Source organism: Pseudomonas bijieensis (assembly GCF_013347965.1).
In the GTDB taxonomy this organism is placed as follows: Bacteria; Pseudomonadota; Gammaproteobacteria; order Pseudomonadales; family Pseudomonadaceae; genus Aquipseudomonas; species Aquipseudomonas bijieensis.
Window position 1 is genome coordinate 5,576,151 of the sequence record NZ_CP048810.1, and the last position, 15,536, is coordinate 5,591,686.

12 protein-coding genes and 1 pseudogene are annotated in these 15,536 nt (G+C 62.0%); 6 read left to right on the top strand and 7 right to left on the bottom strand.

The window, feature by feature from the left end:
* Positions 1-125: 125 nt before the first annotated feature.
* Together GN234_RS24590 and GN234_RS24595 are read right to left on the bottom strand one after the other, a co-directional pair.
* Positions 126-746, bottom strand: coding sequence for a flavin reductase family protein (locus tag GN234_RS24590; protein ID WP_109753769.1), 621 nt, complete (start codon positions 744-746; stop codon positions 126-128).
* A gap of 167 nt (positions 747-913) precedes the next feature.
* Complete coding sequence (locus GN234_RS24595; protein ID WP_134925602.1) at positions 914-1,273, bottom strand: hypothetical protein; 360 nt, start codon at positions 1,271-1,273, stop codon at positions 914-916.
* A 329-nt stretch (positions 1,274-1,602) separates the two neighbouring features.
* On the opposite strand from GN234_RS24595, the gene GN234_RS24600 reads away from it, so the two are divergent.
* Entirely contained in the window at positions 1,603-2,361 is a 759-nt protein-coding gene (locus tag GN234_RS24600) for a COG4705 family protein (protein ID WP_116833345.1), read from the top strand.
* 103 nt (positions 2,362-2,464) lie between these two features.
* Here GN234_RS24600 and GN234_RS24605 read toward each other — a convergent pair whose 3' ends face one another.
* The 4 genes from GN234_RS24605 to GN234_RS24620 all read right to left on the bottom strand — a co-directional run bounded on the left by GN234_RS24605 (position 2,465) and on the right by GN234_RS24620 (position 9,150).
* Positions 2,465-3,784, bottom strand: a complete 1,320-nt coding sequence (locus GN234_RS24605) for an MFS transporter (protein ID WP_109753772.1) — start codon at positions 3,782-3,784, stop codon at positions 2,465-2,467.
* Between the two features lie 418 nt (positions 3,785-4,202).
* Positions 4,203-5,528, bottom strand: coding sequence for a sigma-54-dependent transcriptional regulator (locus GN234_RS24610; RefSeq protein ID WP_109753773.1), 1,326 nt, complete (start codon positions 5,526-5,528; stop codon positions 4,203-4,205).
* A complete protein-coding gene (locus GN234_RS24615; RefSeq protein WP_109754015.1) occupies positions 5,521-7,287 on the bottom strand; it encodes a sensor histidine kinase in 1,767 nt (588 codons plus the stop codon). The genes GN234_RS24610 and GN234_RS24615 overlap by 8 nt, the downstream gene beginning before the upstream one ends.
* Positions 7,288-7,626: 339 nt before the next feature.
* A complete protein-coding gene (locus GN234_RS24620; protein WP_109753775.1) occupies positions 7,627-9,150 on the bottom strand; it encodes a fumarate hydratase in 1,524 nt (507 codons plus the stop codon).
* Between the two features lie 490 nt (positions 9,151-9,640).
* Between GN234_RS24620 and GN234_RS24625 the strand changes: the two are divergent.
* The 3 genes and pseudogenes from GN234_RS24625 to GN234_RS24635 all read left to right on the top strand — a co-directional run bounded on the left by GN234_RS24625 (position 9,641) and on the right by GN234_RS24635 (position 12,454).
* Positions 9,641-10,748 (top strand): annotated as a pseudogene (locus GN234_RS24625) (GGDEF domain-containing protein).
* On the top strand, positions 10,741-11,676 hold the full coding sequence (locus GN234_RS24630) for an iron-sulfur-binding ferredoxin reductase (protein ID WP_176689204.1): 936 nt from the start codon (positions 10,741-10,743) through the stop codon (positions 11,674-11,676). The pseudogene GN234_RS24625 and the gene GN234_RS24630 overlap by 8 nt, the downstream one beginning before the upstream one ends.
* Before the next feature lie 28 nt (positions 11,677-11,704).
* Positions 11,705-12,454 (top strand): enoyl-CoA hydratase, encoded by a 750-nt coding sequence (locus tag GN234_RS24635; protein ID WP_176689205.1) that lies wholly within the window; start codon positions 11,705-11,707, stop codon positions 12,452-12,454.
* A gap of 342 nt (positions 12,455-12,796) precedes the next feature.
* Here GN234_RS24635 and pyk read toward each other — a convergent pair whose 3' ends face one another.
* A complete protein-coding gene (pyk, locus tag GN234_RS24640; protein ID WP_109753778.1) occupies positions 12,797-14,248 on the bottom strand; it encodes a pyruvate kinase in 1,452 nt (483 codons plus the stop codon).
* Positions 14,249-14,502: 254 nt separating this feature from the next.
* Between pyk and GN234_RS24645 the strand changes: the two genes are divergently transcribed.
* Entirely contained in the window at positions 14,503-14,877 is a 375-nt protein-coding gene (locus tag GN234_RS24645; protein WP_109753779.1) for a tetratricopeptide repeat protein, read from the top strand.
* A gap of 290 nt (positions 14,878-15,167) precedes the next feature.
* Positions 15,168-15,527 carry a PilZ domain-containing protein gene (locus GN234_RS24650; RefSeq protein WP_109753780.1) on the top strand — a complete coding sequence of 120 codons (360 nt, stop codon included), beginning with the start codon at positions 15,168-15,170 and terminating at the stop codon, positions 15,525-15,527.
* Positions 15,528-15,536: the final 9 nt, after the last annotated feature.

Consider the following 15,536-nt stretch of genomic DNA (forward strand, 5'->3'; position numbering starts at 1 on the left):
TTGGGAGTTGCTTTTGTGGCGAGGGAGCTTGCTCCCGCTTGGGTGCGAAGCACCCACCAAAAAAGGGGCCGCTTCGCAGCCCAGCGGGAGCAAGCTCCCTCGCCACAGGGGGGGGCGCGCTGCTCCTACTTTGGGCGGTGCATCTTGAACAAGGCCTCAGGCCCCAACTGGAAGTAATCCGCCGGCCCGCCACCGCGCAAGATCGGCTCGGCGGCGGCAGTGTCGTACACCCCATCCTTCAACAGCCACTTGGCGATATGCACGGCGACCACTTCGCCGAGGATCAGCCAGCTCGGCACCAGCCCCTTGTCCGCTCGCTGCAATTGAATGATCTGCGTGACCTTGCATTCGAAGGACACCGGGCTTTCGGCGACGCGCGGCACCTGGATCACCCGTGACGGGGCGGTCGTCAAACCCGCCAGTTCGAACTCATTGACCTCCGGCGCGACCATCGCGCAGCTCTGGTTCATCTGCTCGGCCAACGGGCGCGTAGCCAGGTTCCAGGCGAACTCGCCGGTCTGTTCGATGTTGTTCAGGCTGTCTTTGCGCCCGACGCTGGAAAAACCAATGATCGGCGGGATGTAGTTGAAGGCGTTGAAGAAGCTGTAGGGCGCCAGGTTCAGGCGGCCTTCGGCATCCTGGGACGAAATCCAGCCGATGGGGCGCGGGCCGACGATGGCATTGAACGGATCGTGGGGCAGGCCGTGACCGTTGGCAGGTTCGTAGAAATGGATGTCGTCGGGCATGGCGAGTGTTTCCTGGAAGGCATTCGTAGGCGGCCAATAGTGCAAGGCCGGGCCTTTTATTTCCAGATTTGGTTGATGCAAAAAGATCGCAGCTTTCGGCAGCTTCTACAGATTGAATACGGTCCTGTAGGAACTGCCGAAGGTTGCGATCTTTTGACGTTCAATCATTAACCAATCGCTTCGGCGGTACCGGTCTTGTCGAAACCGTCAGCAGCGATGGCATCGGCGGTACCGGTCTTGTCGAACCCGTCAGCGGCGATGGCATCGGCGGTGCCGGTTTTGTCGAACCCGTCAGCGGCGATGGCATCGGCGGTGCCGGTTTTGTCGAACCCGTCAGCGGCGATGGCATCGGCGGTGCCGGTTTTGTCAAAGCCATCGGCGGCGTAGCTACCGGCATGGCTGCGTTCGATGGCAGCGCTGGCGCCCGAGCTGAAGGAAGCGGTACCAGTCTTGTCGAAACCGTCGGCGGCGAAGGTGTTGGCAGCCAATACGGACAGGGTCAGGGCGAGGATCAGTTTGGTTTTCATGGTGGTCACTCCAGGTTCGTTGGCGATGTGTCTTGCATGGGTTGAATGCTACGCCAATTAAATTGATTAAAAAGCGCAAAATAATGCTAAAAGCCATCGATTAAATCGATGTTAAGGGCGGCGCATATAATCCGCTTCAGCAGTCGGAGCGAACCTTGCGCAGGTCATCGATTCAATGAGTTCAGGGTGTGGCAAGTGCATTAACGGGTGATTAATCGCCGTTCAATGACGGATTTTTCATACGTTGCCGACCTGTTTTTCACCGCTGCGATGTCAACTTGCTCCCACGGTTAGCCCCAAGAGTTGGCCGCCATCCTCTGGAGCCTGCGATGAATAAACTGCCTCAAATCACCTTGGCCTTTTGGGTCATGAAGATCTGCGCGACGACCCTGGGCGAAACCGCAGGGGATTTGTTATCGATGACCCTCAATGTCGGTTACGCCATCAGCTCGCTGATTCTGATCAGCGTGTTCGTCCTGACGCTGGTTACACAGCTGATGGCCAAGACCTACAAGCCGCTGCTGTACTGGATCGTGATCCTGTCCACCAGCACGGCGGGCACCACAATGTCCGATTTCATGGATCGCACCCTTGAATTGGGTTACGCCACCGGGTCGATGATCCTGATTGCGATTCTGTTGGCGATTTTCGCAGCCTGGCGCCTGAGCGGTGATTCGCTCAACGTCACCAAGGTGCAGACCTTTCGCGGCGAGATGTTCTACTGGATGGCGATTCTGTTTTCCAACACCTTGGGCACCGCGCTCGGTGATTACCTGGCCGACGACTCGGGGCTGGGATTTGCTGGCGGCGCATTGCTGATCAGCTCGACCATTGCCGTAGTCGTGCTGCTCAAGTACTTCACCAGGATTTCGTCGGTGGTGTTGTTCTGGATAGCCTTCGTGCTGACACGCCCCCTTGGCGCGACGCTGGGCGACTTGATGACCAAGCCTCATGAGAAAGGGGGGCTGGACTTCGGCACCGTCGGCTCATCGGCGGTGTTGGCGGGGATACTGATCGTGATGGTCGCGGGCGCGGCGTATGCGCAGAACCGTTATGGCAACAGGCAGCGTGCGGCTGAGTTGAGCTGATTACCGCGCCGCCGCTCCCACAGGTTCGGCGCAAATCCTGTGGGAGCGAGCCTGCTCGCGATGGGGCCATCACAGCCACCGTTGCAGTGACTGTGGAACCCTGTCAGTCGGTGACGATCCGCGAGTGCTTGCGGGTGTCTTTCATGGTGATGTACACCAGCAGCGACACGGCGATGCACGCCGTCACGTACCAGTAGTAGCCGGTTTCCATGCCGATGCTCTTGAACCACAGCGCGATGTATTCAGCGGTGCCGCCGAAGATCGACACGGTCAGCGCGTAGGGCAGGCCGACGCCCAGGGCGCGGATTTCAGTGGGAAACAACTCGGCTTTGACCACGGCGTTGATCGAGGTGTAGCCGCTGACGATGATCAGTGCGGCCATGATCAGGAAGAACGCGCCCCACCAGGTCTGGATGGTGTGCAGAGTGGTGAGGATTGGCACGGTGCACAGCGTGCCGAGGATGCCGAAGGCAATCAGGATCGGCCGGCGTCCGATCTTGTCCGACAGCCCGCCGATTACCGGCTGCAGGCACATGAACAGGAACAGTGTGGCGGCGGAAATGGTGGTGGAGTCGGAGATGCTCATGCCGACGGTGTTCACCAGGTATTTCTGCATGTAGGTGGTGTAGGTGTAGAACGCCAGGGTGCCGCCCATGGTCAGGCCGACCACGGTCATCAGTTCCTTGGGATGGCGCAGCAAGGTGCGCATGGCGCTTTCCTTGGACTTCTCTTTCTTGGTGAACGACTCGGTTTCCTCCATGCCGCGTCGCAGGTACAGCGCCACGATCGCGCACAGGGCACCGATGGCGAACGGGATGCGCCAGCCCCAGGCATACAGTTGTTCGGTGGTGAGGAACTGTTGCAGCACGATCAGCACGCCCAGGGCGATGAGCTGGCCGGAGATCAGGGTCACGTACTGGAAACTGGAGAAGAAGCCGCGACGTTCCTTGGTCGCCATCTCACTCAGATAGGTCGCCGAGGTACCGTACTCGCCACCCACCGACAGGCCTTGGAGCAAGCGGGCAAACACCAGCAGAATCGGCGCGCCGACGCCGATGGTTTCGTAGCTCGGGCTCAGGGCGATGATCAGCGAGCCGAAGCACATCAGGTATACCGACGCCATCAACGCCCGCTTGCGTCCGGCGCGGTCGGCGTACAAGCCCATCAACCAGCCGCCAATCGGGCGCATCAGGAAGCCTACAGCGAAGATCGCGGCGGTGTTGAGCAATTGGGCGGTGGTGTCGCCCTTGGGGAAGAAGACTTTGGCGAAGTACAACGAGAATGCGGCGTAGACGTACCAGTCATACCACTCGACCATGTTGCCGACCGAACCGCTGAAGATCGATTTGATCCGGCTGGCGGTGGTTCTTTCACGGGCGGGCACGGCAGCCGACCCAAGGGGCAGGGCGTTGGAGTTGTCCATTGAAGGATCCTTCGTTTAATTGTTTTTGTGGAGCGCGTGGGAACGCAGCCTGACAGGGCTATAGCAGGAGCTGTGCCAGCGGCTGGAGGGCCGGGCTAGAGGGGTTTGCGGCGCTGGATGAGCGGGAATCCGCTCATTGTGACTGGGGGTGTGGGCGGGAATCCGCTTATTCGGGCATGGATGTGTTGTCTGTACCGGCCTCATCGCGAGCAGGCTCGCTCCCACATTTTGGCCGGTGTACAGATGACCCTGTGGGAGCGGGCTTGCTCGCGAAAGCGGTGTGTCAGCCCATTCAATACCGACTGACTCGACGCCTTCGCGAGCAAGCCCGCTCCCACATTTGTCCGGCGTACACATCACCCTGTGGGAGCGAGCCTGCTCGCGATGGGCCGGTACAGACACAGCAAATTCAGCGGCCCTACAAAAACATCTCCCGACTCAACCCATGCCGCTGCATCTTTTCATTGAAGGTGCGGCGTGGCAGTTGCAGTTCTTCGAGCACCGCTTTCACATCCCCTCTGTGCCGCGTCAGGGCGGCGCGCAGGCATTGGGCTTCGAAGGCTTCCTGTTGGGCGGCGAGGGACTGGCCGGGTTCGGTGTCCAGGGCCTGCGGTTGATCCAGCCCCAACACCTGGCGTTCGGCGACGTTGGCCAGTTCGCGCACGTTGCCCGGCCAGTCGTGGCTGAGCAGGTGGCTCAATTGCGGGCCGCTCAGGGGGGCGGCGGCGCGGCCCAGGCGTTCGGCGGCGTTGTGGGTGAAGTGCTCGAACAGCAGGGGAATGTCCTCGCGTCGTTCCCGCAGCGGTGGCAGGCGCAGCTCGGCGATGTTCAGGCGATAGGCCAGGTCTTCGCGAAACCGCCCGGCCCGGGCTTCGTCCAGCAGGTCGGGCTTGGTGGCGGCGATGATGCGCAGGTCTACTTGAATGCTTTGGTTGGAACCCAGGCGTTCGAGCTTCTGTTCCTGCAATACCCGCAGCAGCTTGACCTGCTGGGCCAGGGGCATGCTCTCTATTTCGTCGAGAAACAGTGTGCCGCCGTCGGCGTATTCGAGTTTGCCGATGCGTTTGCCTTGGGCGCCGGTGAAGGCCCCGCTTTCATGGCCGAACAGCTCGGCCTCGAACAGCGCTTCGGGAATGGCCGCGCAGTTCAACGCGACGAAGGGTTTGCTCGCCCTCGGGCCAAAGTCGTGCAGGCAACGGGCGACCAATTCCTTGCCGCTGCCGGTTTCGCCACGGATCAACACGTTGACCGGCAGCGCTGCCAAGTCCAGCACCTGGCGTCGCAGGTTTTGCAGTGCCCGCGACACACCCAGCAGCGTCCCGTCGAGCCGGGCCCGAGCGTCGGCCTGCTCATGCAGGCGTCGGTTCTCCAGGACCAGGGTGCGCTTGTCCAGGGCCCGGCGCAGGCTGCCGAGCAAGGCTTCGGGGCTGAAGGGTTTTTCCAGGAAATCGTAGGCGCCGTCGCGCATGGCCTCCACGGCCATCGGTACATCGCCATGGCCGGTGAGCAGAATCACTGGCAGGTCCGGATCGCGTCGCTGCACTTCGGCCAGCAGTTCCAGGCCGCTGAGGCCGGGCATGCGCACGTCGCTGAGGATCACCCCGGGGAAATGTTCCGGCAACTTTGCCAGGCATTCATCGGCGCGGCTGAACAGCTGCACCTGGAATCCCGACAGGCTCAACCATTGCTCGACAGCACTGCGAATGCTGCCTTCGTCATCAACGACCATGACTGAATCAAGCATGCAGTTGAGCCTCCTGATCGATGGGCAAGGTCACGCAGAATACCGCGCCGTGTTCATGGTTGTCCGCGCTCAGGCGGCCACCGGATTCATGAATGATCGCAAACGAAACCGCCAGGCCCAAGCCCAGGCCATCTCCCACGGCCTTGGTGGTGAAAAACGGATCGAATACCTGGGCCAGGTGTTCCTCGGCGATGCCGGTGCCGCTGTCACTGACGGTCAGGCGCCACAATTGATCATCGGCTTCCAGGCGCACTTCCAGGCGTTTGAGGGGGTGGCCGGCCATGGCGTCGAGGGCGTTGCGCAGCAGGTTGATCAACACCTGTTCGAGGCGGATCGCATCGCCGCGCACCCACGCCGGGCGGGTCAGGTGCAGCACGGTGCTGACCTGTTCGTCGCGCAGGCGCGTGTCCAGCAGTTGCAGTGCCTGGTCCACCACTGCCGCCAGGTCCAGGCGTTCGCGCAGGCCGCTGGGGCTTTTGCGGGCGAACGTCTTCAGGTGGCCGGTGAGGGCGGCCATGCGGGTCAGCATGTCGTCCACCGGTTTGAGGGCCTTGTAGGCATCGTCGATCCGACCGTGATCCAGTAGTAAGCGCAGGGTTGCCAATTGCATGCGCTGGGCGGTCAAGGGCTGGTTGATTTCATGGGCCAGGGCCGCCGACATCTGCCCCAGTGCCGCCAGCTTGGCCGATTGCACCAGCCCGTCCTGGGCGGTGCGCAGATCCCGGGTCCGCTCCTCCACCAGCCGTTCCAGCTCTTCGCGGCTGCGCTGGCGCAATCTTGCCAGGCGCCAGCGCTGGTTGAGAAACAGCAGCAGAAACACCAGCGCCAACCACAACCCGGCGGCGGCAAGTCCGGCGTTGCGGCGGTCTTCGAAAGCGATCTGCGGACGGCGCAGCAAATGCAGCGTCCAGCCTTCGGCGGTCAACGGCAAGGATTCCCACAGGTAGTCCGTCGAGCCGTCGAGGGACTCGACACGGGCCAGATGGCTATTGTCATCGAAGCGCCGCAGCGACTCATAGGCCAGCGGTTGCAAGGGCTGTTTGTCGTATTGACGGGTGGCCTTGAGTTCGGCGCGGTCGCTGTCGCTCAATGGCTGCAAGTGGCGATAACGCCAGCCCGGGCGGTTGGCGATGAAGATGATGCCTCGGGCATCGCTGACCAACAGGGTGTCGCTGCCCTGGCGCCATTCACGCTCGATCTCGGGAAACTCCAGTTTCACGACCATGGCGCCAAGGAATTCGCCGTTGTCGCCCGTCACTGCGCTGGAAAGGAAATACCCCGGGATGCCGCTGGTCACGCCCACCGCGTAAAACCGCCCGGTGCCTTGGGTGCGGGTCTGGAGGAAATAGGGACGAAAACCATAGTTGTGCCCGACGTAGCTGCTGGGCAGGCGCCAGTTGCTGGCCGCGACGGCCAGGCCGGTGTGGTCGAGCAGTTCCAGGGTGGATGACTGGGCGGCGCCATTGATCTGTTCCAACTTGCGGTTCAGCGCGTCCTGCTGCGCTGCACTGACGGGGCCCTTGAGGGCCGAACGCAATTCCGGGTCCAGCGCCAGCACGGCGGGCAGGGCGCGGTAACGTTCGATCAGGGTGTGCAGCGAAGTGGCGTATAGCGCCAGTTGCTGGTTTGCGCGGCTGGCATCTTCTTCCAGGGCCGCGCGTTCGGCATGGCGTATGGCGAAGGTGGCGGCAACCGCCGCGCCGGTGAGGATCAGCAAGGTGTACAACGACAGACGCAAGGTACGGGTAGTTGGCAGCATGCTGGCGTAAACCAGTGGAAAGTCGGGCGGGCACGATAGCATGGCAGATCCAACAGAGATGCAAGCTGACCCACCGCTATCGCGAGCAGGCTCGCTCCCCACAAGGGATCTGTGGGGGATATCAACTGTTGTGAACAACCCAAAACCACTGTGGGAGCGAGCCTGCTCGCGATGGCGCTGGTACATCCAACAGGGATGCAAGCTGACCCACCGCTATCGCGAGCTGGCTCGTTCCCACAAGGGATCTGTGGTGAAGATTAACCGGAGGGGTTGTGGAAAAAAAAAAAAGGCCGGTGAGCTTGTCGCCCACCGGCCGTTTTCGCCGCGCCAAAATGCCTGTTACTGCACTTCGACCGCCAGGTTTTCACTGATCTTCTTCTGCCAGATGGCGGGACCGGTGATGTGCACCGACTCGCCTTGGCTATCGACCGCGACCGTCACCGGCATGTCCTTGACCTCGAACTCGTAGATCGCTTCCATGCCCAGTTCGGCGAACGCCAGGACCTTGGATTTCTTGATCGCCTGGGCCACCAGGTAAGCGGCACCGCCGACAGCCATCAGGTAGACAGCCTTGTTGTCCTTGATCGCTTCGATAGCGGTCGGGCCGCGCTCGGATTTGCCGATCATGCCCAGCAGGCCGGTCTGCTCGAGGATCTGGCGGGTGAACTTGTCCATCCGCGTAGCCGTGGTCGGGCCGGCCGGGCCGACGACTTCGTCACCCACCGGATCGACTGGGCCGACGTAATAGATGAAGCGGCCCTTGAGGTCCACCGGCAAGGTTTCACCCTTGTTCAGCATCTCGACCATGCGCTTGTGTGCGGCGTCGCGACCGGTGAGCATCTTGCCGTTGAGCAGTACGGTTTCGCCCGGTTTCCAGCTCTGTACTTCTTCCGGGGTCAGGGTGTCGAGGTTGACGCGACGGGCCGACGGGCCGGCCTCCCAGACGATTTCCGGGTAGGCGTCCAAGGGCGGTGCTTCCAGCGATGCCGGGCCGGAACCGTCGAGCACGAAGTGGGCGTGACGAGTGGCGGCGCAGTTGGGGATCATGCACACCGGCAGGGAGGCGGCGTGGGTCGGGTAGTCCATGATCTTCACGTCGAGCACGGTGGTCAGGCCACCCAGGCCCTGGGCGCCGATGCCCAGTTGGTTGACCTTCTCGAACAGCTCCAGGCGCATCTCTTCGATACGGTTCTGTGGGCCGCGGGCCTTGAGCTCGTGGATGTCGATGGACTCCATCAACACTTCCTTGGCCATGACCGCGGCTTTCTCGGCGGTGCCGCCGATGCCGATGCCGAGCATGCCCGGTGGGCACCAGCCGGCGCCCATGGTCGGAACGGTCTTCAGCACCCAGTCAACGATGGAATCGGACGGGTTGAGCATGGCCATCTTCGACTTGTTCTCGGAGCCGCCGCCCTTGGCCGCCACGTCCACTTCCACGGTGTTGCCCGGGACGATGGAGTAGTGGATGACCGCCGGGGTGTTGTCCTTGGTGTTTTTGCGTGCGCCTGCCGGGTCGGCGAGGATGGAGGCACGCAGGACGTTTTCCGGCAGGTTGTAGGCGCGACGCACGCCCTCGTTGATCATGTCGTCCAGGCTCATGGTCGCGCCATCCCAACGCACGTCCATGCCCACGCGCACGAACACGGTCACGATGCCGGTGTCCTGGCAGATCGGCCGATGGCCAGTGGCGCACATGCGCGAGTTGATCAGGATCTGCGCCATGGAGTCACGGGCCGCCGGCGATTCTTCGCGCAGGTAGGCTTCGTGCATCGCCTGGATGAAATCCACGGGGTGGTAGTAGGAAATGAACTGCAGGGCGTCGGCAACGCTCTGTATCAGGTCGTCTTGCTTGATCACGGTCATGAGTCGCGCTCCTCTCTAAAGACGGGAACATTCAATAAGGTGCCGGCCGCTTGGGTGCATCGGTCGACGGGCGGCACCTCTATAAGGCACGCCGGGCATGCTGGCGCGACGCTAAAAAAGGCGCGGCAGTATATCGCAGGCCGGCACCCTGTGGGAGCGAGCTTGCTCGCGATAGCGACGGATTGAACAGGTGGGAGGTGAAAGCCTGTGGCGAGGGAGCTTGCTGTGGCGAGGGAGCTTGCTCCCGCTGGAGCGCGAAGCGGTCCCGTTTCCGGTGGGCGCTTCGCACCCAAGCGGGAGCAAGCTCCCTCGCCACAGGTAAGTGCTCGCCAGGGACATCAGACAACTGCGTCATTTTGGGCCATTGCTTTGACGCCATTTTTCTGCTCCAGAATTGAATGGTCATTTGTCCTACACGCCACTAAAGTGGCGTCTGGCCTGTAGCGTAGGACGCCTCCTGTCAGTTTCCTTTCCCATGGTGAGTCAACGATTGACCCATAACGCCATTCAACGTCTTTTGCTGAAACGCTTCGCTTTGGCGGCCGCGACTTACGCGCTGGCATTGGTGTTGTTGTGGCTGGCATTTTTTCAGTGGTCATTACCTCGATTCGTTGCGCGGTGTCATCATCGGCAGCGTGTTGGTCGTGCTGTGCCAGGCCGGGTTGTTCGCGCTGTTTATCACCGACCGCAACCTGCGCTTCGCCGACCCCAGCCTGACCGAAATACAAGTGTTGATCGGTCTTGGCTGGCAGACCTGGATGATGGCGCACCTGGACCAGGCTCGAGGCGTGTTCCTGGTGTTCTATGTGCTGATCCTGCTGTTCGGGCTGTTCCACCTGTCGCGCCGGGCCTTTGTGCGCTGCGCGTCGCTGGTATTCATCAGTTTCACTGCGATTACCCTCTGGGACGGGTACTTCTTCAGGCTTCCCGATCCTACCTTGGCCGGGTTGCAGGTGGCCGTGCTGTTTCTCGTGCTGGTGTGGCTGGTGTTTTATGCCCGCTACGTCCAGACCTCACGCCAGCGCATGCGCCAGCGACGGTTTGCCTTGCAGGCGCACCAGGACACCTTGCGCGGGATGATGCGTCAGCTCGAAGACCTGGTGGCCACCGATGAACTGACCGGGCTGTTCAATCGCCGGCACTTCCTGCGCCTGGCTTCCCGCGAACTCAATACCCTCAGGCCTGGCATCGCCCATGGCCTGGCCTTGATCGACCTCGACCATTTCAAGCGCATCAACGACCTGCACGGCCACGCCGCTGGCGACCAGGTGCTCCAGGCGTTTGCCGCGGTCGCCACGGCGTGCCTGCGCGAAGGCGATGTGCTGGCCCGCTATGGCGGTGAGGAGTTCGTCATGCTGCTGCCTGCCTGCGATCCCTCGCGCCTGACGGCCTGTTGCGAGCGGCTGCGGCTGGCGTTCACCGAAGTCGAGCTGATCGGTCTGCAGGTCGGTGCCCTCAGCCTGTCGGCGGGCATGACGATGCTGGAAATGGGCGATGACCTGGACAACGCGTTGCAGCGTGCCGACCAGGCCCTGTACCGTGCCAAGCGAGATGGCCGCAATCGTTGTGCCGCCGCCTGGGAGAACGTCGATGCCTGAACTGACAGTCGCCGGTCGGCAATGGACGGTGGCGGCGGGCAGTAACCTGCTGGATGCGTTGAACGGAGCCGGCGTGTCGGTGCCTTACAGTTGTCGTGCCGGTAGCTGCCATGCGTGCCTGGTGCAGTGTGTGGCCGGCGATGTACGCGACAGCCGGCCCGACGCCTTGAGCCCGGCACAGCGGGACCAGGGCTGGCGGCTGGCTTGCCAATGCCAGGTGGTCGAGGATGTGCGGATCCACACCTTCGACCCGCAACGCGATGGCCAGGCCGCCCACGTGGCGGCGGTGGATTGGCTGGGTGGCGAGGTGCTGCGCTTGCGCGTCACCCCTGAGCGGCCGTTGCGGTATCGGGCCGGGCAGCATCTGGTGCTGTGGGCCGGCGACGTAGCCCGGCCGTATTCCCTGGCGAGCCTGCCCGAGGAGGACCGCTTCCTGGAATTCCATCTCGATTGCCGCGAGCCGGGGCAATTCATTGATGCGGCCAGGCAGATGAAGGCCGGCGACCCGATCCGCCTTGGCGAGCTGCGTGGCGGTGCCCTGCATTACGACCCCGACTGGCACGACAGGCCGCTGTGGCTGCTCGCTGCCGGCACCGGCCTGGCTCCGCTGTTCGGTCTTCTGCGCGAAGCCTTGCGTCAGCATCACCAAGGCGCGATTCGCCTTATTCACGTGGCCCATGATGCCGCCGGGCATTACCTGGCCAAACCCCTGGCGGCGCTGGCGGCCAAGCATCAGAACCTCAGTGTCGAGCTGCTGACCGCGGCCGAGGCGCCGCCTGCCTTGGCGCAACTGCGGCTTGTTTCCCGGCAAACCCAAGCCTTACTCTGCGGCCATCCCGACCGGGTCGAGGCCTTCGCCAAACGCTTGTACCTGGCTGGCTTGCCGCGCAATCAACTGCTGGCCGACGTCTTCCTGCCCCGTGGTTGAGCGCTGATTTCCAGACGCGAGACCGACCATGACTGAAACCCTGCTGCTGGACCGTGAACGCGGTCTGCTGACCGTGCGCTTGAACCGCCCGGGCAAGAAAAACGCCCTGACCCGGGCCATGTACAGTCAATTGGCCCAAGCCCTGGCGACGGCCGATACCGACCCGCAGATTCGCGCGGTACTGCTCACCGGCTCCAGCGACTGCTTCACCGCTGGCAACGACATCATCGACTTCCTCGAACAGCCGCCGAACGACCTCGATAACCCGGTGTTCCAGTTCATGCTCAGCCTGCTCGATTGCCGCAAACCGGTGATCGCCGCCGTGGCCGGGCCGGCGGTGGGTATCGGCACTACATTGCTGCTGCATTGCGACCTGGTCTACGTCAGCCGGGACGCGCGGTTGCGTATGCCGTTCGTCAATCTGGGGTTGTGCCCGGAATTCGGCTCCAGCCTGATCCTGCCGCGGCTGCTGGGCCAGGCCAGGGCTGCGCAACTGTTGCTGTTGGGCGAGGGGTTCAGTGGTGAACAGGCGGTCGCGTGGGGCATTGCCACCGAGGCGTTGGACAGTGGCGAGGCGGCATTGGCCAAGGCCCGGGAGGTGGCGTTGCGCTTCGAATCGCTGCCGCCTGACGCGGTGCGCATCAGCAAGCAACTGATGAAAGCGTCGGATCGGGAACAGCTGCGCAAGGTGATTGAAGAAGAGGGCAAGCTGTTCACCCAACGCTTGCGCTCGCCCGAGGCGGTGGCGGCGTTGTCGGGGTTTATCAACAGGCATTGAGCTTTGTAGTGCCTGGCCGGCCCTATCGCGAGCAGGCTCGCTCCCACAAGGTTTTCCGGGGTGCTTACAAATCCATATCCGCCACCAATCCCTGTGGGAGCGGGCTTGCTCGCGAAAGCGGTGGGTCAGCTTGCATCAATGTTGAATGTACCAGCGCCTTCGCGAGCAAGCCCGCTCCCCACAGGGGATCTGCGGTGTGAATGAACCTGCGTCCAACACCCACTGTGGGAGCGAGCCTGCTCGCGATGGGGCCGGTCCAGGCAACCTATTTATCAGAAGGTGAAAACCAAAAAGCCCCGACATTCACATGGCAGGGCTTTTGTTTTTTCAGCATTCGGTCACTCAGACCATCGGGTCGCCAACATGCAGGATTTTCATCCCGTTGGTGCCACCGATGGTGTGGTAGCTGTCGCCTTTGGTCAGGATCACCCAGTCGCCGGTCTGCACCACGCCACGCTTGACCAGCTCATCCACCGCCGCCTGGCTGACTTCGCCCGGTTGCAGGGCGGCCGGGTCAAACGGCACGGTGTAGACGCCACGGAACATGGCGGCGCGAGCCTGGGTTTCGCGGTGCGGGGAGAACGCGTAGATCGGCACCGAAGAGCGGATACGCGACATGATCAGCGGCGTGTAGCCGCTTTCGGTCAGGGCGATGATCGCCTTCACGCCCGGGAAGTGGTTGGCGGTGTACATCGTCGCCAGGGCGATGCTCTCGTCGCAACGCTCGAAGGTCTTGCCGATGCGGTGGCTGGACGTCTTGCTGGTCGGGTGCTTTTCGGCACCGATGCAGATGCGTGCCATGGCTTGCACCGCTTCAAGCGGGTACAGGCCGGCTGCGCTTTCGGCCGAGAGCATCACGGCGTCGGTGTAGTCGAGCACAGCGTTGGCTACGTCGGACACTTCGGCGCGGGTCGGCATCGGGTTCTGGATCATCGACTCCATCATCTGGGTCGCGACGATCACCGCTTTATTGTGGCGGCGTGCGTGCAGAATGATCTTCTTCTGGATGCCCACCAGCTCGGCATCGCCGATTTCCACGCCCAGGTCGCCACGGGCCACCATTACGGCGTCGGAGGCCTTGATCAGGCCATCGAGGGTTTCATCGTCGGCCACCGCTTCGGCGCGTTCGATCTTGGCCACCAGCCAGGCAGTACCGCCGGCTTCGTCGCGCAGTTGACGGGCGTATTCCATATCAGCGGCGTCACGCGGGAAGGACACGGCCAGGTAGTCGACTTCCATTTCCGCGGCCAGCTTGATGTCGGCCTTGTCTTTGTCGGTCAAGGCTGGTGCCGTCAGGCCACCACCGCGACGGTTGATGCCTTTGTGGTCCGACAGCGGGCCGCCGATGGTCACGATGCAGTTCAGTTCGGTGGCGGTGGCGGTTTCGACGCGCATCACCACGCGACCGTCATCGAGCAGCAACTCGTCGCCCACGCCGCAGTCCTTGACCAGGTCCGGGTAATCGATACCCACCACTTGCTGGTTGCCCTCGGTCAGCGGATGGCTGGTGGAGAAGGTGAACTTGTCACCGATCTTCAGCTCGATGCGCTTGTTGGCGAATTTGGCGATACGGATCTTCGGGCCTTGCAGGTCACCCAGCAGGGCAACGAAGCGGCCGTGCTTGGCGGCGAGGTCGCGCACCAGCTTGGCACGGGCCTTGTGCTCGTCGGGGGTGCCGTGGGAGAAATTCAGACGGGCAACGTCCAGGCCAGCCAGAATCAGCTGTTCGAGAACTTCCGGCGAATTACTGGCCGGGCCAAGGGTAGCGACGATTTTGGTGCGACGGACGGACATGCAAGACTCCTCAAGTTCAAGCGCCAGCGAAGGCTACTATGCTCTTTGGGTGTAGTCATTGTTCATATGCACTACTTTTTCGTTTGTTTTTCGAAGTGAACATTCCTGAAAATTTTTGCGCTTATATGGTTTTCACATTTCCCCTGTGGCGAGGGGATAAATCCCCTCGCCACAAGAGCAGTCCCCGGCGCCATTTGCAGGCTGAAGATTTTCCCAACCAGGTCGATATAGAGCTCAAGACAGGAGAACCTCCCATGCGATTCGTGCTTTTTGTTGCCCTGGCCCTGAGCGTCACGGGCTGCACCCGTTGGTCGATGAACCATCACATGAACCTGGCCTACAAGGCCTATGAGCGCGGCAATTGCGAGCAGGTCATGCTCGAGCTGTCCCAGGTCGACCGCGCCAGCCGTGCCCGCCGCTATATGCAGCCGGAAGTCTCGATGCTGCGTGGCCAGTGCCTGGAGCGGCAGAAGCTGTTCGTCGATGCGGCGCAGACCTACCAGTTCATCATCACGCAATACCCTAACAGCGAATACGCCTTCCGTGCCCGGGCCCGGCTCGAGACCCTGCAGAGCCTGGGCCATTATCCGACCCGCAGCGCATCGGCGATCCGCCCGACGGCGTCCTGACAGCCCTCCCAAGCCATGGCCGGGGGCGATCCCTGGCCACCAGAGCAACGTATATTTTGTTTATGAAAGGTTTGCGGATGTACTGGCCGCCACACAGCCTTGAGCTATATTTGTACAAATCGTCATTAGAGCTGGGTCTCTAACTTCAAGCGGCACCTGTGACCGGCAGCAGTAGGGCCAAGACGCTTGTAAGCGTCTGGCACCGGGATCGGGGAGAGCGAGCTGGCGTTTGCTCGTTCCGAAGTATTCGGTTGCCCCTGTTTGGGGTCGTCCAAAAAGCGATACAAGACATGTACAAAAAACGGCGAATCGAGCGGCAGCAGCTGCCGTATTTTTTGAGAGTGTTTAATGAAGTCAACGGCAAGCCCATCGGTTTTCTGGGCAATGTTTCTGCAGATGGTCTGATGCTGATCAGCCATTTGCCGTTGATGGTCGGCGCGGACTTTGACTTGCACCTGAAAATCCCCGCCGATGAGGGACCGCAGCAGAACATTGTGCTCCGAGCCAATTGCCTGTGGTGCCGTGAAGATGTGACGCCGCAGCATTTCGACGCCGGTTTCAGCCTGCAGTCTGCACCGCCGGAGTACGCGCAACTGGTCAGTGCGTTGCGGCAGTATTTCAGTTTTCATTCGTTGCCGGCATCGGCCTGAGCCCCGACG